Annotated in this window: 18 protein-coding genes; 10 read left to right on the top strand and 8 right to left on the bottom strand. The window is 52.9% G+C overall.

Going from position 1 to position 22,425, the window contains the following annotated elements:
• Nucleotides 1-190: 190 nt before the first annotated feature.
• Complete coding sequence (locus tag HA50_RS11740) at nt 191-1,402, bottom strand: diguanylate phosphodiesterase (protein ID WP_084875597.1); 1,212 nt, start codon at nt 1,400-1,402, stop codon at nt 191-193.
• A 26-nt stretch (nt 1,403-1,428) separates the two neighbouring features.
• Here HA50_RS11740 and HA50_RS31385 point away from each other — a divergent pair, with 26 nt between their 5' ends.
• The 3 genes from HA50_RS31385 (at nt 1,429) to HA50_RS11730 (ending at nt 2,333) form a co-directional block, all read left to right on the top strand.
• The gene (locus HA50_RS31385; protein WP_158087401.1) at nt 1,429-1,599 is read left to right on the top strand and encodes a hypothetical protein; all 171 of its coding nucleotides are present in this window, start codon (nt 1,429-1,431) and stop codon (nt 1,597-1,599) included.
• A 51-nt stretch (nt 1,600-1,650) separates the two neighbouring features.
• Nucleotides 1,651-1,899 (top strand): hypothetical protein, encoded by a 249-nt coding sequence (locus HA50_RS11735; protein WP_084875595.1) that lies wholly within the window; start codon nt 1,651-1,653, stop codon nt 1,897-1,899.
• Between the two features lie 167 nt (nt 1,900-2,066).
• The gene (locus tag HA50_RS11730; protein ID WP_084875593.1) at nt 2,067-2,333 is read left to right on the top strand and encodes a hypothetical protein; all 267 of its coding nucleotides are present in this window, start codon (nt 2,067-2,069) and stop codon (nt 2,331-2,333) included.
• A 17-nt stretch (nt 2,334-2,350) separates the two neighbouring features.
• Here the strand turns inward: HA50_RS11730 and HA50_RS11725 are convergent, their stop codons facing one another.
• Complete coding sequence (locus tag HA50_RS11725; RefSeq protein WP_084875590.1) at nt 2,351-2,590, bottom strand: DinI-like family protein; 240 nt, start codon at nt 2,588-2,590, stop codon at nt 2,351-2,353.
• A 126-nt stretch (nt 2,591-2,716) separates the two neighbouring features.
• On the opposite strand from HA50_RS11725, the gene iraP reads away from it, so the two are divergent.
• Nucleotides 2,717-3,010, top strand: a complete 294-nt coding sequence (gene iraP / locus HA50_RS11720) for an anti-adapter protein IraP (protein ID WP_084875588.1) — start codon at nt 2,717-2,719, stop codon at nt 3,008-3,010.
• 187 nt (nt 3,011-3,197) lie between these two features.
• Here the strand turns inward: iraP and HA50_RS11715 are convergent, their stop codons facing one another.
• Nucleotides 3,198-3,521 carry a DUF6388 family protein gene (locus HA50_RS11715; protein ID WP_084875586.1) on the bottom strand — a complete coding sequence of 108 codons (324 nt, stop codon included), beginning with the start codon at nt 3,519-3,521 and terminating at the stop codon, nt 3,198-3,200.
• Between the two features lie 180 nt (nt 3,522-3,701).
• Between HA50_RS11715 and yedD the strand changes: the two genes are divergently transcribed.
• Nucleotides 3,702-4,169 (top strand): lipoprotein YedD, encoded by a 468-nt coding sequence (gene yedD, locus HA50_RS11710; RefSeq protein WP_084875584.1) that lies wholly within the window; start codon nt 3,702-3,704, stop codon nt 4,167-4,169.
• 53 nt (nt 4,170-4,222) lie between these two features.
• Here the strand turns inward: yedD and fliT are convergent, their stop codons facing one another.
• Genes fliT through fliD form a run of 3 tightly spaced genes read right to left on the bottom strand, consistent with a single transcriptional unit; the run spans nt 4,223 to nt 6,424 of the window.
• Nucleotides 4,223-4,582 (bottom strand): flagella biosynthesis regulatory protein FliT, encoded by a 360-nt coding sequence (fliT, locus tag HA50_RS11705; protein ID WP_084875582.1) that lies wholly within the window; start codon nt 4,580-4,582, stop codon nt 4,223-4,225.
• Nucleotides 4,582-4,989, bottom strand: coding sequence for a flagellar export chaperone FliS (gene fliS, locus HA50_RS11700; RefSeq protein ID WP_084875580.1), 408 nt, complete (start codon nt 4,987-4,989; stop codon nt 4,582-4,584). Before fliS ends, fliT begins: the two co-directional genes overlap by 1 nt.
• 10 nt (nt 4,990-4,999) lie before the next feature.
• Nucleotides 5,000-6,424 (bottom strand): flagellar filament capping protein FliD, encoded by a 1,425-nt coding sequence (fliD, locus tag HA50_RS11695; RefSeq protein ID WP_084875578.1) that lies wholly within the window; start codon nt 6,422-6,424, stop codon nt 5,000-5,002.
• A gap of 338 nt (nt 6,425-6,762) precedes the next feature.
• Between fliD and HA50_RS11690 the strand changes: the two genes are divergently transcribed.
• From HA50_RS11690 to vioA, 4 genes are all read left to right on the top strand, one after another.
• Nucleotides 6,763-8,070 (top strand): FliC/FljB family flagellin, encoded by a 1,308-nt coding sequence (locus HA50_RS11690; protein WP_084875576.1) that lies wholly within the window; start codon nt 6,763-6,765, stop codon nt 8,068-8,070.
• 174 nt (nt 8,071-8,244) lie between these two features.
• Nucleotides 8,245-11,772: a glycosyltransferase gene (locus HA50_RS11685; RefSeq protein WP_084878491.1), complete on the top strand. Its 3,528-nt coding sequence runs from the start codon at nt 8,245-8,247 to the stop codon at nt 11,770-11,772.
• A gap of 115 nt (nt 11,773-11,887) precedes the next feature.
• On the top strand, nt 11,888-15,343 hold the full coding sequence (locus tag HA50_RS11680; protein ID WP_084875574.1) for a glycosyltransferase family 2 protein: 3,456 nt from the start codon (nt 11,888-11,890) through the stop codon (nt 15,341-15,343).
• Nucleotides 15,343-16,494: a dTDP-4-amino-4,6-dideoxy-D-glucose aminotransferase VioA gene (gene vioA / locus HA50_RS11675; protein WP_084875572.1), complete on the top strand. Its 1,152-nt coding sequence runs from the start codon at nt 15,343-15,345 to the stop codon at nt 16,492-16,494. The genes HA50_RS11680 and vioA overlap by 1 nt, the downstream gene beginning before the upstream one ends.
• A gap of 54 nt (nt 16,495-16,548) precedes the next feature.
• On the opposite strand, the gene HA50_RS11670 is transcribed toward vioA, so the two are convergent.
• Together HA50_RS11670 and HA50_RS11665 are read right to left on the bottom strand one after the other, a co-directional pair.
• A complete protein-coding gene (locus HA50_RS11670) occupies nt 16,549-17,694 on the bottom strand; it encodes a Gfo/Idh/MocA family protein (protein ID WP_084875569.1) in 1,146 nt (381 codons plus the stop codon).
• The gene (locus HA50_RS11665; protein ID WP_084875567.1) at nt 17,691-18,872 is read right to left on the bottom strand and encodes an ATP-grasp domain-containing protein; all 1,182 of its coding nucleotides are present in this window, start codon (nt 18,870-18,872) and stop codon (nt 17,691-17,693) included. The genes HA50_RS11670 and HA50_RS11665 overlap by 4 nt, the downstream gene beginning before the upstream one ends.
• 289 nt (nt 18,873-19,161) lie before the next feature.
• Here HA50_RS11665 and HA50_RS11660 point away from each other — a divergent pair, with 289 nt between their 5' ends.
• Nucleotides 19,162-22,101 carry an OTU domain-containing protein gene (locus tag HA50_RS11660; RefSeq protein WP_139810923.1) on the top strand — a complete coding sequence of 980 codons (2,940 nt, stop codon included), beginning with the start codon at nt 19,162-19,164 and terminating at the stop codon, nt 22,099-22,101.
• Nucleotides 22,102-22,425: the final 324 nt, after the last annotated feature.

The raw sequence follows: 22,425 nt of genomic DNA, 5'->3' as shown, positions 1-22,425 counted from the left end.
AACATACTGTTACTTGGCTAATAATAAACTTAGCAACTATTGCTAAGTTTTGCTAGGAATAATCTGAGATGATTGTCCTGCCCCTTCAAGAGCTAAGCCAATTACGAGTGCCGGAGATAAGCGCCGGGTGGGGCATTAATTTTAAGACAGGTCACCCGCGGGTGGCCTGTCTGCTATGGCATGATAAAACTTATTGGATTTCCGGCCAGGCCACCGCAGGAATGCCGTTTAGCTGCGGGCGGGCAAACAGGAAACCCTGGAATTTGCTGATCCCGGCAGCTTCCAGCCACATCCACTCTTCCGCTTTTTCCACGCCTTCAGCAATCACTGAGATCTCCAGTGAGGAGCAACACTTAATAATGGCATGCACAATAGCCTGCTTCGGACCGCTTTTGTGGACGTCTTTGATGATGCTGCGGTCGATTTTGATCTTATCGGGCTGAAATTTTGCCAGCAGCGACAGGCCGGCAAATCCGGCACCAAAATCATCCAGCGCCACGCTGATCCCGGCGGCTTTGAGTTGCTTAATCGCGGCGGCAAATTCATCGGCCCGTGAAATGGCTTCATCCTCAGTCACCTCCACCACAATCTGCTCAGGAACCAGACCACTGGCGCGAATTTCTGTCAGCAAATAATCCACGGCGTTTGGCACCATCACCAACGACATCGGTAACAGATTAATCGACAGCGTCAGTTCCGGAATGTCGAACTGCTTTGCCAGCTTAAAGGCCTGGCTTTTACTTTTGAGATCGACTTCATAGGCCTGCTTGCGGCTGTAGGGAGCAAAAAACTTTTGTGGCGGCCCCCCATCTGCGCTGCGAATCAGCGCTTCCAGCGCCAGGACTTCGCGTGAGAACGGGTCGATAATCGGTTGAAAGGCAAAGTGGCAGTGCGTTGAGGGATCCGGGATAACGTTAATCAGCACCTTTTCCTCGGTATCAGCGATAAATTCCCAGGTGCTGGCCGGAGGAATTTCAAAATAGTTTTCTTTTTCTCTGGCTTCGACAAAGGTACGCAAAAAACGTAACGCCCGATCTTCAAAGGTCAGCTGATACTTCGATGTCCCCTTGTTCAGCACTGCCTGCAATACCGTGGCCTTATCATGCTCGCGCAGGTCAAACAGCTCCATGCCGGAATTGCCAAAACGGCGGGCGGGGGCATAGTCATGCAACAATTCCACCAGGTTCTCATGACGCGCGTCTTTACAGATCCGCTCATAAATAGATTGCACGGCTTCAGGCGGCCCCTCCAGCAACTGGAAAAAATGCAGACCATCAAATAACAAAATGCCCGTAACATCCGATAATTCATTCTTTTTATTGGCCTTATCAACCATGTCTTCCAGAGTTTTCACCGGAACATGGTCGCACAGATGGCTGCGATAAAGGACGGTTGAGAGCATGGCAGGTTCCACAGCATTATTTTTGTGTGACCTACATTAACAGAGCGATGACGGAAAAAGACGATATTGCAGATGATTTATATTTACAGTCGCTTTTCCCGCCTTTGACCGGCTGGAACGTGGAGATGGGTTTGCGTCAAGTCGGATTCTTTCTGCATCAGGTTGTTGCTAACTCATCGATAAAAAAATTAGATTGAAACGACAAATAAAAAGCGTAGTGTGACCTTCGTTAACGGGAGGTGAGTACAATGTTGCGTGATTATTTGAAGATTGATGATAGCGATCGCTTAGTAGAACAGGGCATGCAAAGGCTTAACAATCGCGGTCAGGAAGATATTACTGAATGGCGCATTATCGGTGCGAATGGCGAACATAAAGGGCGGGTGTCCCTGTTTGATAAAATGTGTATCCAGCGTTCCTGGTGCGTCAGTTATCGGATTACGCAAACCGATGTAAACGGAAGGGTTGTCGTCGATCACTTGACCGACGTGTTGTAATTTTTGCCGTAGTTTTGTCTTATTTGACCCGCCACTGTGCGGGTTTTTTGCCCGATATTGATCCGCACTCAGTTCCGATTATTCCTAAGGCGTTACCGCTATTTTCTACTAACTTTAATCATTCGCACGTTATTAAAACTGGCAATTTTTAGAAAAAGGAAAATAGCATGAGTGATTCAGAGGCAATCAAAACCAAAACTGACTACCTGCGTGATGTCACCTCACAGCTAAAAGAGATGCGTCATTACGCGCAAACCAATACTGAAACGCTTTCCAGTCACTGGCTGGCCTTTGATGCCGGTGAATATAAAGATAAAGAGTATGCCACCCGGTTTGACGGGTTGATCAACAGGCAGGGAAAATTGCTGGATGATATTGATCAGGCGATTCAGGATCTGGAAATCGCCATCAATCATAGCGAGCAGGAAAGCTAAGCCGATGGAGCTGGTGGTTAATCAGCCACCAGCCACATATCAGCTTCATCGAACATCTCTTCGATGATACGTGCCAGGGTGGCTTTCTCGTTTTTACTCATGTCGGTTTCGATGGCATTGCGTTCCATCGGCTTAACCCGCACTTCAATTTCCGGAAACACCCGCTGCACACGTTTTTCCAGTTCCTGCAAAATCATTTCGCGCGCGCCGGGCAATCCCGCTACGTTGCGCTTGTCGTAAATCAGCTCCACAAACATCAGGGCATTCCATTTAATGAATCAGAGCGTCATATTACTGTAAATAAAAACAGTATCAAGCGGCGGGAAGGGATAAGACGAAAATATTATCTTTGATCAGGATACTTTACATTCCAGGGGGTAAACATGCGGCAATTGGTCATCGATATTTTGCTCAAGATGGCAAAAATGGATGTGGAAGCAAAAGAACTCATGGCGCAGGTGGAAGCACAGTCGCTGCTGATTGCTGCGCTGCTGATTCAGGCCAAACAGGATAATTCGCTGACCATCAGTGACACGGTGCAGGACGCGATTGTGACGGCATCACGCTCATCACAGGAGTTCTTGCAGTCAGATGTGGATCTGTTGCTGACGCACATTAACCGCCTGCTGGCCGTGGCGCGTTATGTTGAAGTGAAGGCGATTGAACGCGAAGAGTAGCAAAAAAATTTTACCTCTGGAGGTGGAAATCCAGCAACACCTCCAGAGGCGGTGCAAAGGCACCATTCGTTCAAGGACAATCTACGACCGAAGTCGTGAGATTAAGTTATACAACTTTTATGTAGTTGTACAACTTTATCCTGATCATTTTGAGCTTTTTAGGGCCAGGTGAAATCGTGCCGTGGCATCAGAGTTCGTTTTTGATGCAGAACTCTTCCCACGTCATTCCCAGCGCCGTAGCGTGTGATTTCAGATAGGTTTCGATCGCTTCTGCCGCCACGGCTTTATCTGGCTCGGCGAGCTGAATGGAAAACAGCATACCGTCGAGGTTTTTCTGGCGGAGAAACGCGGCGTAGATACGCTCAGCGTGCCACTGGCGCAGGGCGGCTAATGTCATGCTCGCCTGCTGGGCATCCTGCTCCGTCAGTTCATCCAGCGCTGACTGGAAATCAGGGTGGGCGGCAAAAAACATCTCGCGCGCCTGGGCGTAATATTGTTCTGGTGTTTTCATGCGGAATTCCTGCTGATCGACTCGGCGCGTAGTGTAACGTGCCGCAGCCGGGTTGTCGCCCGGGCGCGCTTCTATCACGGAAAAAGAGCGTGATACGAACAACCCGCGTGCAGATAGCTTGCGAAACTCACTGGAAAAATTATAACGTAGCCGCCATTGAAGCGAGTGTAGGGATCGAAGATGAAAAAGTGGATGATACTGGCGGCGCTGGCGCTGACCGGTTGTGCGCAGATTAACAACTATGAAGCCGCCGTGAAAACCCCGCCTCCGGCAGAATTGCAGGGTTATTGGCAAACTACCGGGCCGCAGAGCAAGCTTATTAGCGACCAGGCGATGGCGAGTCTGATCATCGGTGCTAAGGGGGATACGCTGGATTGTCGTCAATGGCAGCGCGTCATCGCCAAGCCGGGCAAACTGACGCGCTTTGATGATCAGTGGGTCAACGTGACGCGTCTGGTGCGCGTAATGCCGCTGCGACTGCAAAATGGTGAGCTGCGTTACGACGGTTTGCGCATGCGTAAAGTGGAACGTCCGACAGTAGAGTGCCAGCAGGCGTTACAGGAAGTGGCGGCACGCCCCAATGAGGCAGTGATTCAGAACATCGAGCCGGAGATTTTGCGGCCGACGCAGAGCGTCGCTCAGCAATAAAAAGACGCAGCGGCGGGAAAATGTCTTTCTCTGCCGCTGCGTGAGGGTAAAACTTACACCGATTCGCGCGGCACCAGCACGCTGCCTTGCTTGCCGTAAGCCCCCATCACCGACTTCTGCCGTGATGTTTGCCCCACCAGCTGTGCCAGTTCATCCATACGAGCCTGCAACAGACGTCTGACTTCACTCTCGTTGTCGAGGATATGGCGGAGTACCGGGCGCAACTGTTCCTGGGTTTGCAGCGAAGGTGCAGCATCCTGCGTTGATCGGGCTAGCTTTTGCACCGCACTGACATACTCCAACTCCTTTTTAATCAATTCATCCCATTCGCCGTCTGCGGCAAGGCGCAGCATTCCCTGGCTGAGATCGAGTAACTGTTGATAAATGGCAATCAGATGCGGTGCGATAGTCATTAAACGGCGTCCTGAAGGTGTTGAGGTTGAGCGACTTCTTTCCAGGCATCAGCGATATTACGCAGAAGGCCTTCAACTTCTTCGATGGCTTCCACGTCATTACGCAGATTAGCCTGTAACAGACGGCGTACCATGTAGGCATACAGCCCTAACAGGTTTTCGGTGAGTTCATCACCGTTGCTGTCTGCCAGACCCTGTTTGAGTCCATTTTCGATAATGTTGATCGCATGAGAGAGCGAGCGACCTTTGCCCTCCATATTACCGTCCTGTAAAAACAGGCGGGCGCGAACCAGCGCACTGAGCGCACCGTCAAACAGCATCACCACCAGTTGCTGCTGGCTGGCGCTCATGACGGCGCTTTCAACGCCGATTTTGGCATAGGCTTTTGTGCCATTTGCGCTATACATGAATCACTCCTTATGAGGATGAGCTACTGCTGGATGAAGTACTGAACTGTTGAGTCAGGTAAGTACTGGTGCTATTCAGCGAGCTCATAGTGACGTCGAGCTGGGTAAATTGCGTTTTATAGCGCGCAATCAGGTTATCAATGCGTGTGCTCATGTCGTTGTACTGATCGGTCAGGTCGTTCAGCGTCTTACTCACACCATCGGTAGCCGATTGCACAATACCCGTAGTAGAGAGCCAGCTGGTCAGATTGCTGCCAATGGTGGTGGTAATACCGGTGGTTTTACCGTCGCCAACAATCATCTCTTTAACGCCATCAGCATCGGTGCTCAGCGCCGTGGACAGCTTGTCGGAATCCAGCTCCAGCTGGCCTGAGGTCGGATCGGTGGTGATACCAATCTGCGCCAGGGTTTTATAAGTCGATGAACTCTGCGCATTGGTCAGCATGCTTTTTAACTGCGTCTGAATAGTCCGCAGGGTGCTGTCGCCGAGCAGTGCGCCGTTGCTGGAGTCCTGGGTGTCGGAACCCACATCCACCGCGGTATATTTGGTTAGCGTATCGAACTGCGTCAGCAGGGTGTTATAAGCACTCACCCAGTTAGTGATGGCAGTATCTGCTTTCGATGTATCTTTGGTGATGGCCAGTGTCTGGTTACCGGTCGTGGTGTCATTCAGCTTGAGCGTAATCCCTTCCAGCGCATCACTGATGGTGTTGCTGCTGTTCTCAATCGCAACGTTGTTCACCGTCAGTTTGGCATTCTGCGCCGTGACGCTTTCGGTCATGGCGTTGCTGCTGGCAGTGGAGTCGTAACCAACAATACCCTGCAACGTATCATCACCGGTCACCGTGATACTGCTGACGGCGTTATCGCTGCCGGTTTCCGTCGAGGTCAGTGACAGACGGTAGCTGCTATCGCCGGTTTTAATAATGGTGGCGGTCACGCCAGCATCAGCGCTGTTGATCGCATCACGCATACCGGTCAGCGAAGTCTGATCGCTGGTCAGGGTAATGTCTTTACTGGTGCCATCAACCAGTTTAATGGTCATGGTACGGCTGCTGGCAGAGCTATCGCCGAGCGCAGTGCTGTTGCTGGTTTGCGTGGCAGAGGTCAGAGTCTGTGCCTGGGCCAGCTGTGACACGCTGATGGTGTAGTTGCCCGCTACCGTGCTACCAGAGGTTGTCGCACTGAATGCGGAGGAGGTGCTGGTCGCCGTCGTTGCAGTGAACAGGTCGGCGCTGTTTAACGCGGTGTTCGCGGTCTGGAACGTGGTCAGCGCGCTTTTCAGCGTGCCATACGCGCTCAGTTTTGCGGTGTACGCCGACTGCTGATTGGAAATTGGCGTTAATGACGCTTTCTCGGCGGTTTCCAGACTATCCAGAATACTGCTTAAATCGAGGCCTGAACCGACACCCAGGTTAGTAATCGTAGCTGCCATGTTGTTTCCTTATTTATGTCGACACGGAGAGTGAATACCGGGGTTATCGGCTTAGCATGGAGAAAGTTTAAAAGTATTTACCTGAGAGTAATAAAGCGAATAGCGCATATAGAGAAGGGTATTTCTGACGCTAGAAAAGTGATCATTCGGCACTAAAGAAGTGCAAGACCTGGGCGATAAAGATAAGCGTGACAGGCTGAAGTGAAAAATTTTTGCCTGGTACTAAAAAAAATCTAAAGGTTGTTTAAAGGCAGACGATAACAACTTTGACGGCGCTGAAGCCGGCGGGTTGAAGCCCACACCTTAACCGAAAGACTTGATTAACAGGAATATTTATCATGGCCCAAGTCATTAATACCAACAGCCTCTCGCTGATCACTCAGAACAACATCAACAAGAACCAGTCTGCTCTGTCTACTTCTATCGAGCGTCTGTCTTCTGGTCTTCGTATTAACAGCGCTAAAGATGACGCAGCGGGCCAGGCGATTGCCAACCGCTTCACTTCTAACATCAACGGCCTGACTCAGGCAGCTCGTAACGCCAACGACGGTATCTCTGCTGCGCAGACTACTGAAGGCGCACTGTCTGAAATCAACAACAACTTACAGCGTATCCGTGAACTGACTGTACAGTCTCAGAACGGTACTAACTCTGATTCTGACCTGTCTTCAATCCAGGACGAAATCAAATCACGTCTCGACGAAATTGACCGTGTGTCTGGCCAGACCACCTTCAACGGCGTGAACGTGCTGTCTAAAAACGGTTCAATGAGCATCCAGGTTGGCTCAAACGATGGCGAAACTATCGACATCAACCTGCAGCAGATTGACTCTTCAACTCTGGGTCTGAGCGGCTTCTCTGTTGCTAAAAACTCTCTGGATGTGTCTGACTCCATCACTCAGGTTGCTGATACCGGCACCGGCGTGATGCAGGATATCGACCTGACTGACGTCGCTTCTAAACTGGGCGTGAGCAGCGGTACGCTGTCTCTGCACCAGATCACTGGCACCAGCGAATACGTGGTACAGTCTGGCAGCGATTATTACTCTGTTTCTGTTGATACCGACGGTACAACTGGCAGCAACGCAGGTAAAGTTGAACTGAACACCGTTGACGTTTCTTATGATGACGCAGCGAATGGTCTGTCGAGCGGCAGCCCGGCGACCGTGAGTGGTCAGTTGATTAAAGTGGGTACTGACAGCAGCGGTAATGTGACTGCTTACACCACCCTGCAAGACAAAAACTACGCGGTAAGCGGTGCCGTGCTGGCGAACAGCAATAACGCTGCTCAATCAACCAGCGGTACTATGGCCATTCATCTGAGCACCAGTGGTGCAACCACCGCGACTGCTGAATTCGCTGGTGCATCTACTGCTGACCCGCTGGCTCTGCTGGACAAAGCTATCTCTCAGGTTGACACCTACCGTTCAAGCCTGGGTGCGGTGCAGAACCGTCTGGACTCTGCCATCACCAACCTGAACAACACCACGACCAACCTGTCAGAAGCACAGTCCCGTATCCAGGATGCGGACTACGCGACAGAAGTGTCGAACATGTCTAAAGCACAGATCATCCAGCAGGCGGGTAACTCCGTGTTGGCGAAAGCTAACCAGGTTCCGCAGCAGGTTCTGTCTCTGCTGCAGTAAGTCTCTAATGACTTCCAAACCCCGCTCCGGCGGGGTTTTTTTATGGCTGAATAACCGCAAAATCGTGGCGCTGCTTGGCGGATTGAATTCACTGGCAACCCTTAGGATAAGGAAAAATCGTCTTGCTGCGTGCCGATGACGGCTGACGCAACCATTGCCAGAGAAGGGCCCATCATGAACCACTCCCCGCTTGTCAGCATTATTATCACGGCGTATTTTCCCGTTTGGCTGGAAGGGGCGCTCAACAGTGCGCTGGCGCAGGATCATCCCAACTGTGAAATCCTGGTGGCTGACGTCAGCGGTACGGAATTTGTCGCACAACGGCTGCAACCTTATCTGAATCAACCGGGTCATCCGGTTCGTCATCTGATTTATCCAGCGCGACATCCTGAAGCGATTGCCGAAGCGATCCGGGAAGCGCGGGGTGAGTTGATTAATGTGCTGAGTTATACGGACCTGCTGGCCAGCAACGCCATCAGTACCCTGGTTGGAGCATTAGACACGACACCTCAGGCGGTACTGGCGCTATCAAAACGCAACCGGATGGATGCAGCCGGTGAACCGCTGGCCGATATCCTCTCCACCGCCGCGTTTTTGCCGGAGTCGGGGGTGATCAAGGGCACGGACCTGTTGCGTTACCAGTGTCGTCTCGGCTACAACCTGCTCGGTGATCTCAGTGCTGCGTTGATGCGTCGGGACATGTTACTGGCGCTGATGCCAGATAACGGTGCGTTATTAAGCATTGAGGGTGAGGCGCTGCCAGAAATTGGTGCGCTGGTGTTGTACAGCAAACTACTGCCGCAGGGGGATGTGGTGTGGTTCCCGCAGGCACTGTGCACGGTGCGTGTGTCAGATTTGTATGTGCAACCGCATATGAAAGAGGGGGAAGATCACATCCGCATTCCCCGTGAGAAACTGATTCAGCAGTTGCGTAAAGCGGTATGGTATATCAATGCCAAAGGTCCGTCGGATATCGTCAGGGTGACCTCGCTGACGCAACCGGATCAAACGACGCAATACAATATGCGTCAGCAGCAGTATCAGGCGCTGAGCAACAGCACCCTTAACCACTGGAATGCGGTGCGTCAGCTGACTCCGGCTCACCAGGCGGCCCTGATGCAGATGAGTGCGGAAGTCACGCAACCGGTTTGTGTGGCGGTGGTGATCACGGTCACCCCGGATAATGCGGCCCTGCTTGATGAAACCGTGACATCGCTGGCGGCATTTTCTTCCCCATTGCTGACGCTGCTCCCAATGCTGGTGGGGGCGGTAAGCGATAATCAGGCGGGCGTGCTGGCGTTTCCAGCCGCAGCCGAGCAACGTTTGCCTGTGATCAATCAACTGATCCACGATCAGGATGCCAACTGGTTTATCTTTGTTGAGGCAGGGACGCGTTTTAACGCCTCTGGCCTGATCGCACTGGCGAGTACCTTGCCCTCCCGTGATGATGTGCTGGCGTTATATGCCGATGAGTATTTCTTCATCAACGGTGAACCCTCAGGTCTGGCGTTCCGCCCGGACTTCAACCTCGACATGCTGCTCAGCTCGCCGAAAACCATGGCCCAGCACTGGCTGTTTCGCCGTGAATTGCTGCTGGCAGCGGAAGGGTTTGACCTCAATTACCCGCAGGCAGCAGAGCTGGATTTGATGGTTAAATTGATCGAATCACAAGGATTGAATGTCGTCGGACACCTGGCGGAACCTTTGCTGACGGCGCACCTGCGTGCACGCGATGTGGCGGTGGATGCCGGGATTATCCAGCGTCACCTGCAAAATCGGGGTTACGCCAATGCCGAAATCGCCCTCGACAATTACTACAATTACCGGCTGCGCTACAACCACGAGGCGCAGCCCAAAGTCTCGATCGTGATCCTCGCCGGGCAAAGCCTGCCCGCGTTGATTACCTGTGTGACCACCCTGATGGAGAAGACGCGCTATCAGCATTATGAGCTGCTGCTTGTGGCCGACTGCCAGCACAGCCCGGAACGTGACAACTGGCTCAGTGCCATTGCCACGGTGGATCCACAACGTATTCGCGTCATTCAATATCCGCATCCGTGGCATCAGGGCGCGATGAGCAATCTGGCCGCAGAGCAGGCGCAGGGTGAATACCTGATGTTTATGCACAGCGAGCTGGCGATTGCCGATGGCGACTGGCTGGATAATCTGCTTAATCATGGGCAGCGTCCGGAAGTGGCGATTGTTGGCGGTAAGCAACTCTCCGCGAATAATAAAGTCCGTCACGCGGGTTATATTCTGGGCATCAATGGTGTGGTAGGCGATGTGCTGCGTGGCCATGATGATAAAGATCCCAGTGCGCTGGGTCGCCTGCATCTCGATCAGAATTACAGCGCCGTGTCTGGCGACTTTATGCTGGTGCGTTTTGCCGTGTTCGCGGCGCTTAACGGTTTCGATGAAAGCCAGCCGCTGTTTAGCGATGTGGATTTGTGTTTGCGCGCGCGTGAACAGGGTTATCTCACGGTCTGGACCCCTTACGCACGTATCATGCGTGCCGCTGAGCGTAAAAGTCCCTTTGCGGGTGTCACGATCAAGACCGCCGCCCAGCTTAAGCAACAGGAAGAAGACAAACTGCTGCAACGCTGGCTGCCGCTGGTAGGGCATGACCCGGCCTATAACACCAATCTGTCACTGCGCAGCCGCCACTTTGATATCAGCAATGACAGCGAAATGAACTGGCGTCCGGTGCAACGTGCCGCGCTGCCGCAGTTGCTGCTGCATCACTCCGATACGGCGGGCTGTGGTCATTACCGCATGTTGCAACCGCTGTATGCCATGCAAATGGAAGGAAAAGCACAGGGCAACGCCTCGTTATCGTTGCTCAATTTGAGCGAAGTTGCGCAGTATCGTCCCGACAGCCTGATCATCCAGCGCCGTTACGCACCGGCCTTCCATAGCTGGATCGAACGTGCGGGCAAGATGCCGGATATGTTCAAAGTGTTCGAACTGGATGATTACATCCTCAATCTGCCGATGAAGCATTACAACCGTGCCAATTTCAGCCAGGAGATCTCCGGGCTGCTGCGTAAAAGCCTGAGCTACTTCGACCGCTTTGTGGTGTCGACACCGCCGCTGGCCGAGTCACTCGCCACTTTCCATCCCGATATCCAGGTGGTGCTGAACCGTCTGCCGGTGAACTGGTGGGGCAACCTGCACAGCCTGCGCGGCCAGGGGCGCAAACCGCGCGTGGGCTGGGCCGGTGGCTCCAGCCATCAGGGCGATCTGGAAATGATTGCCGACGTGGTGAAGGCGCTGGCGAATGATGTGGAGTGGGTATTTATGGGCATGTGTCCGGAAAAACTGCGCCCTTACGTGCATGAACATCATGCTGGTGTCGACATCAGTCTCTATCCGGCGGCGCTGGCGGCACTCAATCTCGATCTGGCGCTGGCGCCGGTGGAAGACAACATCTTTAACATCTGCAAAAGCAATCTGCGTCTGATGGAGTACGGTGCCTGCGGCATTCCGGTGATCTGTAGCGATGTGGAATGCTATCGCCACACCGATTTGCCGGTCACCCGCGTCAAGAATCGCTTCAAAGATTGGGTGGATGCGATCCGTATGCACCTCAGCGATGCGGATGCCAGCGAGCGCAATGGTCTGGCACTGCAAACCCTGGTGCGGGATGAGTGGATGCTGACCGGCACGCACCTGGATAACTGGTTAAAAGCCTGGACTGCCTGATAACGACGTAAATACCCCGTTTTTGCCCTTTGTTTTGGGGATTGGTGGCAGAACGGGGTCGCTAGTATAGGGAATATTTGCCGGGCTACATCAGCTACAGAAGAAGCGCACAACGATGACCACCATTCAGGACGAAAACTTCCCTTATTTCATTATCGCGCCGGATTATCGCGAGTCTTCGGCTGGCATACAGGTGATGCATCGCTTGTGCCATCTGTTGAATGAAAGTGGCAGACAGGCATGGATGGTCAATTGCGCCGTTAATCCGGCCTGGAATACCCCGGTGGTTAGCGGTATCGAACTGCGGGAGCACCGTCTGCGCGGCGGCCTGTTTACCGCTATCTACCCGGAAGTGGTGAGCGGTAATCGTCATCAGGCTGCGATGGTGGTGCGTTATATGCTGAACCGGGAAGGGGTCATGAACGGCAATGCTCTGGAGGCCGGTGCTGATGACCTGTTTTTCTGGTATCGCCCGGAATTTGCCGGGAAATATGCTAATCCGCACCTGCTGAATATCGAATGCTATGACCTGGATCTGTTCCAGGATGATCAGCCAGAAAAGAGCTGCGACATCCTGTATCTGAACCGCGTGCCGCTCTCTGCGGTTGATTTCTCCGCCTTACCGCCGGGCATTGAGATCCTCTCAATGCAAAATCCTCTGACGCTGACTGAACTGGCGGCGAAGTTGAAAGCGGCGCGGACGTTTTATACCTATGAATCATCCGGTACCGCCTTGCTGGCGATTCTGTGTGGCAGCCCGGTGGTGGCACTGACGGCAACAGGTTACGAAAAATATGCCCTGACCGAGGCGACGCTGGCGGAAAATGGTTCGGTCGGCATCTGCTGGGATGACCATCCCGCCACTCTTGAGGCTGTGCGTGCCAATTTGTGGCAGATGCGCGATACCTTACTGAAGCGACGTGAGCAGACTCAGGCGCAGATCCAGCAGCTGGTGGAGATGACTCAGCAGAAGCTGCGCCAGCACCAGCAGACGCTGTGGCAGGGACGACTGGAAAACTGGCTGGTGCAACGTAGCCTGACACCCGCTCTGCATGACAGGCTGGCATTAGCCAGCTCGCCGCGTATCCTGGTGGCGGTGTTTAACGATCCCACGAATCCTGATCATCTGTTACTCACCCTCGACACGCTGGTGCAACGGCCTGCATTCGTACAGGTGGTGGTGATTGCGGCGCAGGATCTTACCCTGCCTGCCGACATACTGGTGATTCATGCGGATGAGTGGTTCAACTGGCTGCAACATGCCAGCGTTGAAGCCACCTATGATTGGTTACATTGCATCCCCGCTGGCAGTTTTTACAGCGCGGAAAGCTGGCCGGTACTGGCCCATTTCCTTAACAGACAAACGGATGCACTGGCGGTGTACAGCGACGAGCTGTGGCTGAACGCAGCAGGCGCTGCGGTGCCACATCTGAAACCCCACTGGGATTGGGACCTGTTCAGTGCAACGCCTGCGGCATATCTGAAGCGATGCTTGTTGTCACGCCAGGCACTGCAACGCTGGCAGGGTGAGGCACGGCAATATCCGCAGGCATTTGAAGTTGCTCTGATGCAGCTGATCGCCTTACACGCAGGTGTTGAGACGATCCGGCATTACCCGGACCCGCTGTGTATCTTGCCTGAGCCGCAGTTAAGTGAGACAGAAAGCCTGGAGACAGCGCGGGTGCTGGAGCATGGCCTGCACCTGATGGGTTATCCCGCCGCCCAGGTGCACATCCAGCCGGGTCAGACCCTGCAGCTGCTGTATGGTCACACCGCGTTGCCACGGGTCTCGCTGATTCTGCTGGCGGGGCATTCGCTGGCTCAGCTGGAACAAGCCATCACCAGTCTGTTGCAACATAACAACTGGCCCGATACCGAACTGCTGGTGGTGAATCATCAGCATGACGATGACACCCTGAATACCTGGCTGGCAGGGTTGGCAACCATCGATCCCACACGCATCCGCGTGATTGAGGTCGCCACCGGCTGGCAGCCAGTTGCCCTGCGTAATGCGGCAGCAACGCAGGCTAACGGCGAGTTCCTGTGCTTTATTGAGCCGCAGCTGATTTTCCTGCTGGATAACTGGCTGGCAGCGTTGATGAACCATGCGCTGCGCCCGGAAGTGGCGATGGTGGGACCAAAGTTGATCCACACCGAACAGCATATCCTCTCGGCGGGGGTTATTGCCGGTCATCGCGGGCTGGCGGCACATATTGGTCACGGAGAACGTTGGGATTCCCCTGTGATGGGCGGTTACCTGCAAAGCGATCGCCAGTCGCGGCTGCTGAATGGGCAATGTTTGTTAATCCGCCAGCGTGACTGGCAACAGCTGGGCGGGCTGGACGAACGCTATAGCGATCCCGCCGTGGCAGAAATCGACTTTGCCCTGAAAATTTCCAGAGCCGGTTATCGCAGTATCTGGACACCGCACAGTGTGGTGGCAACTGAGGGCCATGCGCGCGGATTCAACCCTTCGTCGCCCGAGGCCAGCCAGCTGCGCCAGCACTGGGGACGAGACCTGCTGTGCGATCCGGCCTATCCCCTTAATTACTCGTTGCACGGTGATCCTTTCAGCGTGGATGAGAGCCTGAAACAAACCTGGCCCGCGTTTAGCGAGGCGAAAATTCCCCGTGTGGCTTTTGTGCATGGCGATCAAGATAAGCCCAATAGCGTGCGCTTGCTGCAAATCCTGAATGTGATGGCTCAGCAACAACAGATTGCGCTGCTGACCTATGACGCCTTTACCCCCTGGGTGCTGCTGCGTCTGCAACCGGATATGTTGATCATTACCGCCGACGTCGCCGAGCGACAACGGGAAAACATTGCGTCGCTGGTGAACCTGAGCGGCTGCCAATGCTATGTCCTGCCGGAAGCCAGTGTCAGCCAGCAATCCGGCTCGGAACTGTTGCAGGCCAACTGGCTGAATGGCTGGCTGGTGTGGAGCGAAGAATCACAGCTTTGGCTGCAAAAACGTAAGCAAACCGCATTCCTGCTGCCGTCGCAGGTCATGGTGCCTGAGATTCCCCCGGCGAGTGCACCGCGTCACGCACGCCTGCGCGTGTTATGTGACACCCGTGAATTAAGTGCCGCCGATGTACGCTTTTTTGCCCAGGTTGTCGGTGAGACCTCCGCATTTATCGACTGGGTGATCCGTGGTGAAGCGCCAGCCAGCTGGCTTGAGTCGATCGGCGAAATCCATCGCGCTGCACCGGGTCCGGTTTCTGCTGAGGAACTTGCCAGCCTCAACGTCAACATGGCGGTGCTGTTTCGTCTCAATCTGGACGAAAACCGTGGCAAAGATGATTTGTCATTACTCCATTACCAGGCGGCGGGTCTGCCGGTGCTGTGCAGCGACATTGCTTCACTCAGGCATCGCGGGTCGGCGAGCCATATCCGTAATAAAGAGAATCTCTGGATTACCGCACTGCGCGACTGGCACCAGCAGGCTGAATGGCCGTCGGTTCCGGCGCTTGATCCCGCGTATCAACTGACGGAAGCCGGACTCACGCGCTTCTGGCAGCAGGCGGGTATCCATTTTCCTGATCGTGACACCGCCCACAGGGGGTTTTGATGAAAAAGATCGCGCCACATTACGACAATAAAAACATTCTGGTCACCAGCCCGTTATTGCCGCCGCTGGAGGAGTTTATTCCTTACCTGGAGAATATCTGGCAGAGCAAATATCTCACCAACGGTGGTCCGTATCATCAGGCGCTGGAAGCGGCGCTGGCGGAGTACCTCGGCGTCAAACATATTTGCCTGTTCTCCAACGGTACACTGGCCTTAATGACGGCGTTGCAGGCATTGCGTATCGGCGGGGAAGTGATCACCACGCCTTACTCCTTTGTCGCCACCTCGCACTCGCTGCTGTGGAACGGCATCAAACCGGTGTTTGTCGATATTGATCCGGTGACCTGTAACCTCGATCCGGCCAAAATTGAAGCGGCGATTACGCCACAAACCAGCGCCATCATGCCGGTACATTGCTACGGTATTCCGTGCGATACCGATGCGATCCAGCGTATTGCCGATACCTATGGCCTGCGGGTGATTTATGATGCTGCGCATGCCTTCGCAGTGAAGCGTGAAGGCGTCAGCATCCTCAATCATGGCGATTTATCGGTGCTGAGTTTCCACGCCACTAAGGTGTTTAATACCTTTGAGGGCGGGGCGATTATCTGTCCTGATGAGAAAATTAAACGCCGTATCGATTACCTGAAAAACTTCGGTTTTGCTGACGAAACCACCGTGGTGGCAGCGGGTATCAATGGCAAGATGAGCGAGTTTCAGGCGGCGTTTGGCATGTTGCAACTTAAACACGTTGATGCGGCTTTTGCGGTGCGCCAGCGGATTTATCAGCGCTACGCGGAAGCGTTGTCTGCCGTACCCGGTGTCACGCTGTTGCACTCCGATGCGCAAACCGAGTGGAATTACGCCTACTGTCCGCTGTTTATCCACCCGGAACACTTCCCGCTGTCACGCGATGAACTGTACCAGCGTATGAAAGATGCCGGGATCTATGCGCGTCGTTACTTCTATCCGCTGATTTCACAGTTCCCGATGTACAAAGGCTACGATTCATCCCATCCCGATAATTTGCCGGTGGCGACCGAAACCTCACAACAGGTGCTGTGTCTGCCGATCCATCCGACCCTGACCGAAGCCGAGCAGACGCGCATTATTGATATTTTGCTGGCAGCCAGCCAAATCGCGGCAGCCTGAAGAGAAATGAAAGAAGCATCTCCCCTGACGCGGGGAGATGCGGTTAATGCAGGGTTAGCTGGCGGCAGTCACCGGCTGGCTGAGCAGATCCAGTAGCGTGACCGGCTGATGCAGCGTGGCACTGCGCTGGGTCTTCTCAAGAAAAGTTAAGCCACTCAACGCGGTATCAATGCCCTGGCTGTACTCGTTATGCTCGCCGCGCAAACTGTGCGCGATATCCACGTAATAATTGGCAAAGGCTTCGATAAACCCGGCAGGATGACCGGCTTTGAAGCGGCAGTAGCGTGGCAGGTTAGCGATGCGGTTAGCGTTATCGGTGCGATCAATTAACGTGACCTGCCCATGCGCATTGGTGAGCTTCAGGGTCTCCGGTTCCACCTGGAGCCATTCGGCACTGCCTTTATCACCCATCACCCGGATACGCAGTCCATTACGGTAACCCAGCGCGGCTTTGCCATACCAATACTGACACACCAGGCCGTCTTCATAGCGGGAAACCGCATGCACGGTATCGATGATATTGGGCAGCGAGGTGAAGTGGCTGTTGATGGCATACACATCGGTGGCCCGGCGCTGCACGATAAAATCCACCAGTTGATGCACGTGCACACCCAAATCGAGAGAAACGGTAGGGATAACGCCGTCGGATTGCCGCCAGCTTTGCGGGCGTGCCACTTCACCGGCCGGATTGCGGCGGCTGAAGCCTTCCTGCGGCATTTCTACCAGCACCTGCTGAATCTCGCCGAGTTCACCTTCCGCGATGCGCTGACGCAGTTCGCGCACCATTGGGTAGCCGCTGTAGTTATAAGTGACATACAGGCGACCACCGGTGCGTTGCAGGGTGTGGTGCACCACCTGAGCGCTGGCGACCGACTCGACCAGCGCTTTTTCACAAATGACCGCGACGCCGTATTCCAGGCAGCGCACTATCACATCGAGATGATGGGGGGTCGGCAGCAAAATCACCACCGCATCCAGCTGGGTATGTTCGGCAGCCAGTAACGTTTCATAATGGTCATACAGGCGCTCAGCCGGGATTCCCCAGGCCTGTGCCGTTTGCTGGTTGATTTGTGCATCGCGGCTAAAACAACCAGCAACCAGCTGGAACTCGCCATCCATCTGGCAGGCAATTTTATGCGTCTGACCGATGGCGGAATTGATGCCTCCACCGAGGAAAGCGAGCTTGAGTGGCTGGGTCATATTGATCTCTCCTGTTGTATCGGCGGATTGAGATACTGGTTCAGATGAGGAGTCAGCTCTGCCAGTGTGGCGAGGCTGTCACATTCGGCAAACACCAGGCCCGCGCGATCGCGTGGAGCGGGTTCCAGCGCATCGCCAGGGAGTTTCAGCGGGATCACATCCAGAATCTGTGCCGGTAGCGCAGCGAAGTGAAAACCAGGGAAACGGGTGGGCTGGGCCACCGAAACGGTATGACGGGCAATAAAACGCTGGCGCACCGGACGGCGTTGATCAAAATGGTCATCCAGCCCGATAAAGGGCGCGACAAAATGGCTACAGTAAGGCACACCGGTGGAGAGACTGATCAGGCGGCTGTACAGATCGCCAGGGCAACGGCGCGTCAGTTCGATCAACCAAAAATCGTTGCCGTCAGTCATAAACTGGGTGTGCAGCAGACCATCAACCAGACCAAGCTGCGCGGTTAGCGTTGCCAGACAGTCACTGACCCGATCCTGCAATGCGCTACTGAGCTGGGTGGTGAGGGAGCTGCTGTTGACCTGCCACGGGTAAACGGTGCAAAACTCATCGACAAAGAATTCGCAGACGATTTCACCGTTGCGGATAAACGCCGAATGACTGTGCAGTGAACCCTGAATAAATTGTTCAATCAGCGCCTCGCCGCTGCGTGAGGCCTGGCGGGCAGCAGCAAAAGCGGCGGGTAACTGCGCACGTTCGCTGATATGCGTAATCCCCAGCCCACTGTAGGCATCCACGGGTTTGACGATTAAGGGCAACGGGAGCGTGTCGCTGTCACTCAGTTGATCCACCGCTGCGGGCACCGGGAAATGATGAGCCTGCGCCCAATGGCGGAACTGATCTTTCTGAAACAACGTGTCGCTGACGTCGGGAGCGTCGAATCCGGGAAAACCGAGTTGATCCGCCACGCGTGAGCCGGTGAGATAAGACACATCGGTAACGCCGGGCAGCAACGCCGAAATGCGCCATTCACGGCACAGATCCATCACCTGTTGCACATCACCATAGTTAACCGGACTGCTGTCATCAGCAAAACGATGGCCTGGGTCCTGGTTTTTACTGCCACAGACCGCGGTGCGGTAACCCTGCTGGCGTAACACATCGAGAAAGGGCAGCGATGCGAATCCCGCATCCAGCAGCAGCGCCCGTGAGGGTGAAGACATGGCGTCCAACCTTAGCCTGAGTAAATTTGACGGCTTTATTTTATGCAACTGACAGAGGGAACAATGGCTTAAACAGACGGGCTTTTTGGCCTGATTTGCCGGGTTCTGCGGTGCTGTGGCGCTAAGACGCGACAGTGTGACGGTAAAACCGTGATGCAGGTCAGTTTGTGAGCAAGTTCCAGGGAAGGAAAGCGTGAATTCAGGTAAAAAGGTGCTGCTATTGTCGCTGAGGTGACACCCCCCGCCCCAGATTTATGATGGATTATTATCGGCCTGATAAGGAAAAATTATGCCAAACGCTAATAACGTTAGTTTGGTAGTCAATTTTAATCGGCAATCAACATTATCCACGCCAGTAACCCCGCATATCAGAACGACCGCCGTAACATCCCTCGGGAATAGTTCTGCCCGGCTATCATTACCACCGCAATTATTACCCAATCGGGTTTTAACGCGCGCGACCAGTTTGTCTTTACCGGTATTATCTTCTCGTAGCAAAGTGGATAATCAATTTACCCGATCTATTCGGTCCCTGGCACCTGTCACTCATGCTTCACCTCAGCGACCTTCTCCGGTAAAGGCAATGGATTGCCGGCGCGATGATAATAATAAAAAACAGCGCATCACCAGCGATTGGGGCGTGCTGAATATATTGCAATCTGGCGATAATATAAAACAGGCGGTAAAGGAAAAGAAATTTATCAGGAAAAATGCCGCTGAGCAGCTGGCAAAACTGTCACTGAACCGGCACGAGAAAAGTCATGAGGAACAGCTGAAACAGGAGATACTGACCAGCATTCGACAACCTGGCAAATGGAACCATCAGGCGATTGATATTGCGGTTGATGCGCTGGTGAAGGCTTTCAAAATCCGCTTAAATATTTATGATGCGGATTTGGGTTCTACTGTGCAGATAGGGGATGCACAACATTCACAACAGACGATAAATTTACAAATAATCAGGCTTCATGGTCAGGAACATTATCAGTTTGTCGATAATTCCGGTGTGGTTCGTAATGTGGCGGCAGACGGAAATTGCTTTTTCACTTCAGTGTCGATTGGGTTATATGGTGATGAGGATTCCTGGATTCACCTAAGGAATGAAACGGCTAATTATGTCGGGGAACATTGGGATGATTATAAGGAGTTTATCGAATTATCATCGGAAGATGTCACATTGAATGAACGCTTGCCAGAATTGACAGAAAGCACACCGCATATCAAGGATAATATTCTTGATATTACCGCGAGGAATTTGAAAAAGAACTTATGCAGCTTTATTGACCGGAACGTTTCACCGGTGCAGGTCATTGCTCAGGAAGATGAAATAACGTTAAGAAACGTATTGCATCATTTTTTATCGATCTATGATGTGCAAAGATTGGCTGAAATAAAGCAGGCCATCATCAGCTGGCAACTGGATCCGCTGGAGGAAAAACGACAGCTGGGGTGTTTACAAACATTGGCAGAACGTTCTCAGCACAGTCTGCGCTGCCTGGAGTTTCGTGAGCAGGCCAGTCAGCAAAAACACAAAGATGTAAATTCACTGAAGATTTTCGCCACGGCTGTTAGCAATGATCTGGTGACCATTATGGTGGGTACGGGCATCAATCCCCATCAGCTGCTGGCTCTGCTTGGGACCACTGAAGCCGCCAACCTGATCCAGGATGCCGGATTACTCGGTGCCACCAGTGAAGATCTGGCGGATATCTTGCAGGGAACGGTAGAAGACCCCGATTTACCACGCGAGTACCTGCGCATTAAGGAGCCAGCAGTTCAGCGCCAGATTGAGAATTTAAAAGAGGATTTCGAAGAGAATCTGACAGAACTGGCCCGATTTGATTATGACATTGATGTTAATGGATTTTTCATTATGAGCGACCGGGAGTTGGAGGCGAATTATAGTCCGGAAAATTATAACCACACCGATAAACTGGATGATGTGGTGAGCAGAGAAGGGGTGAATAAAAAAGATGTGATTGCGCACCGGGTCAGGCGTTTATTAGAAAAGCTTTTTATGCAACGCGTGGCGATTAACAATCTTTTTGATGATGTGGCTTATAACCGCCCGCTGTTTATGGTGAGGAGCGTGATTAACCCGGATCAAAGAGAGTTATATTATGATGGTCAAATTAACGAAAGAAGTGTCAGACTTCACCTTAACAATGACCGCGCGGGCAGGATAAGTAGTCTCAAGCAACATATGGCCGGTGCCGCTTTTATTTTTGGTGAAGGAATGCCGATCACCGATATGAATCTGGAGGGTCTCAATTATGGTGATAAAGGACTGAGTATTGAGATGCTAAACCGGGAGTTGATCGATAATCCGGCTATCTCAATCTTCCGCCTCAATCGCATTGGCCTGTGGAGTAATACCGTCATTGGAAAAATAACCCTCACCGGGAAGTTTGATTTTCACTGGATGGATGGTTTAGCAGACGACACGATCGAGTTATTATTTCAGGGATTAAGAAACCCGCAACATAACGATGAACTGGATAGTTTATTATTGTTCTCGTCGTTAATGCGTATTGGTAAGAAAATCAAAGGGGATACATTCGATGAGTATCAGATTGCCGGGCTTATCGAAGAGGGCCTTGCACCGTTCTCGCTGGAGAAGTTATCGCTAAAACTGGATGAGCTGGCCTGGCTGTTATTTTTACTGCCCTATGGTGTTGATGGGGGACGGGGGATTATTGATATTGCCGCGCAGATCAATGAAGAGCGTGCGCAGGATGAAGTACCTTATAACCCCGCCGCTGACTGGAAAATGCTGGTCACCACACTGGCTGATAGGTGGAGGTTCAGAGAAATACTCGAAAGGCGTCTGCAAGTCTTACAGGCAAGAATCGATAATATTCCGCTGACAGAGTTCTACAGCTATCTGGCCCAGCAAAGCAATATCGTCGTTATTGAGGAAAGCGAGGCGCAGGAATTTTTGGCTTCTTTTGAGCCGTCGGGTCGGATGGCGCATACCCCTCCGGCAGAACAGCCAGCCCAACCTTATGTGGTGCTGCGCTCTAATTCTCTGGAAGCCTATGACGGAAGGTCAATGGACCCGATAGAATTCTATCGGTTTGAGAATTCCAACTTTTCCGTGCTGCGGGCGATTGTTGAGATCGATGCTATTCGCCAGGCGAATGTGAGCAGACGCAAACCCACTGATGCGGAAAATCGGCAGGTGCTGGAACGTTTTGCGCTGAACATCTTAGCGCGGCTTAAAGGCTAAGAATGCCGTAGCGGCGCAATTTATTGCGCGGGTTTTACTGACATCGTGCATAGAATTGCGTGATAAATCGCGCCGCTACGGATTCGTGCGGTTATTGGCCTGGTCGGCATTAATGCCGACCCTACAGATGTTGGGGGCGAATTTATTCGCACCAGGGATTGACGCTCAAAACGCTAGCTATTTTCATCCCCTTGTCAGGAGGTGCCTCAGACAACAAAAACTATCGAGCTTTATTTCACGCCAGGAATATAAAAAGCCTGTTGTAATGTCGCTGAGCAAATATGCCTGGCGTCAGATTAAATGATGGATTATCAAGGCTTAATA

Origin of the sequence: Pantoea cypripedii, assembly GCF_002095535.1 — a bacterium.
Lineage (GTDB): Bacteria > Pseudomonadota > Gammaproteobacteria > Enterobacterales > Enterobacteriaceae > Pantoea > Pantoea cypripedii.
The sequence above is the reverse complement of the archived record's forward strand: the minus strand, read 5'-3'. Positions and strand labels throughout refer to the sequence as shown.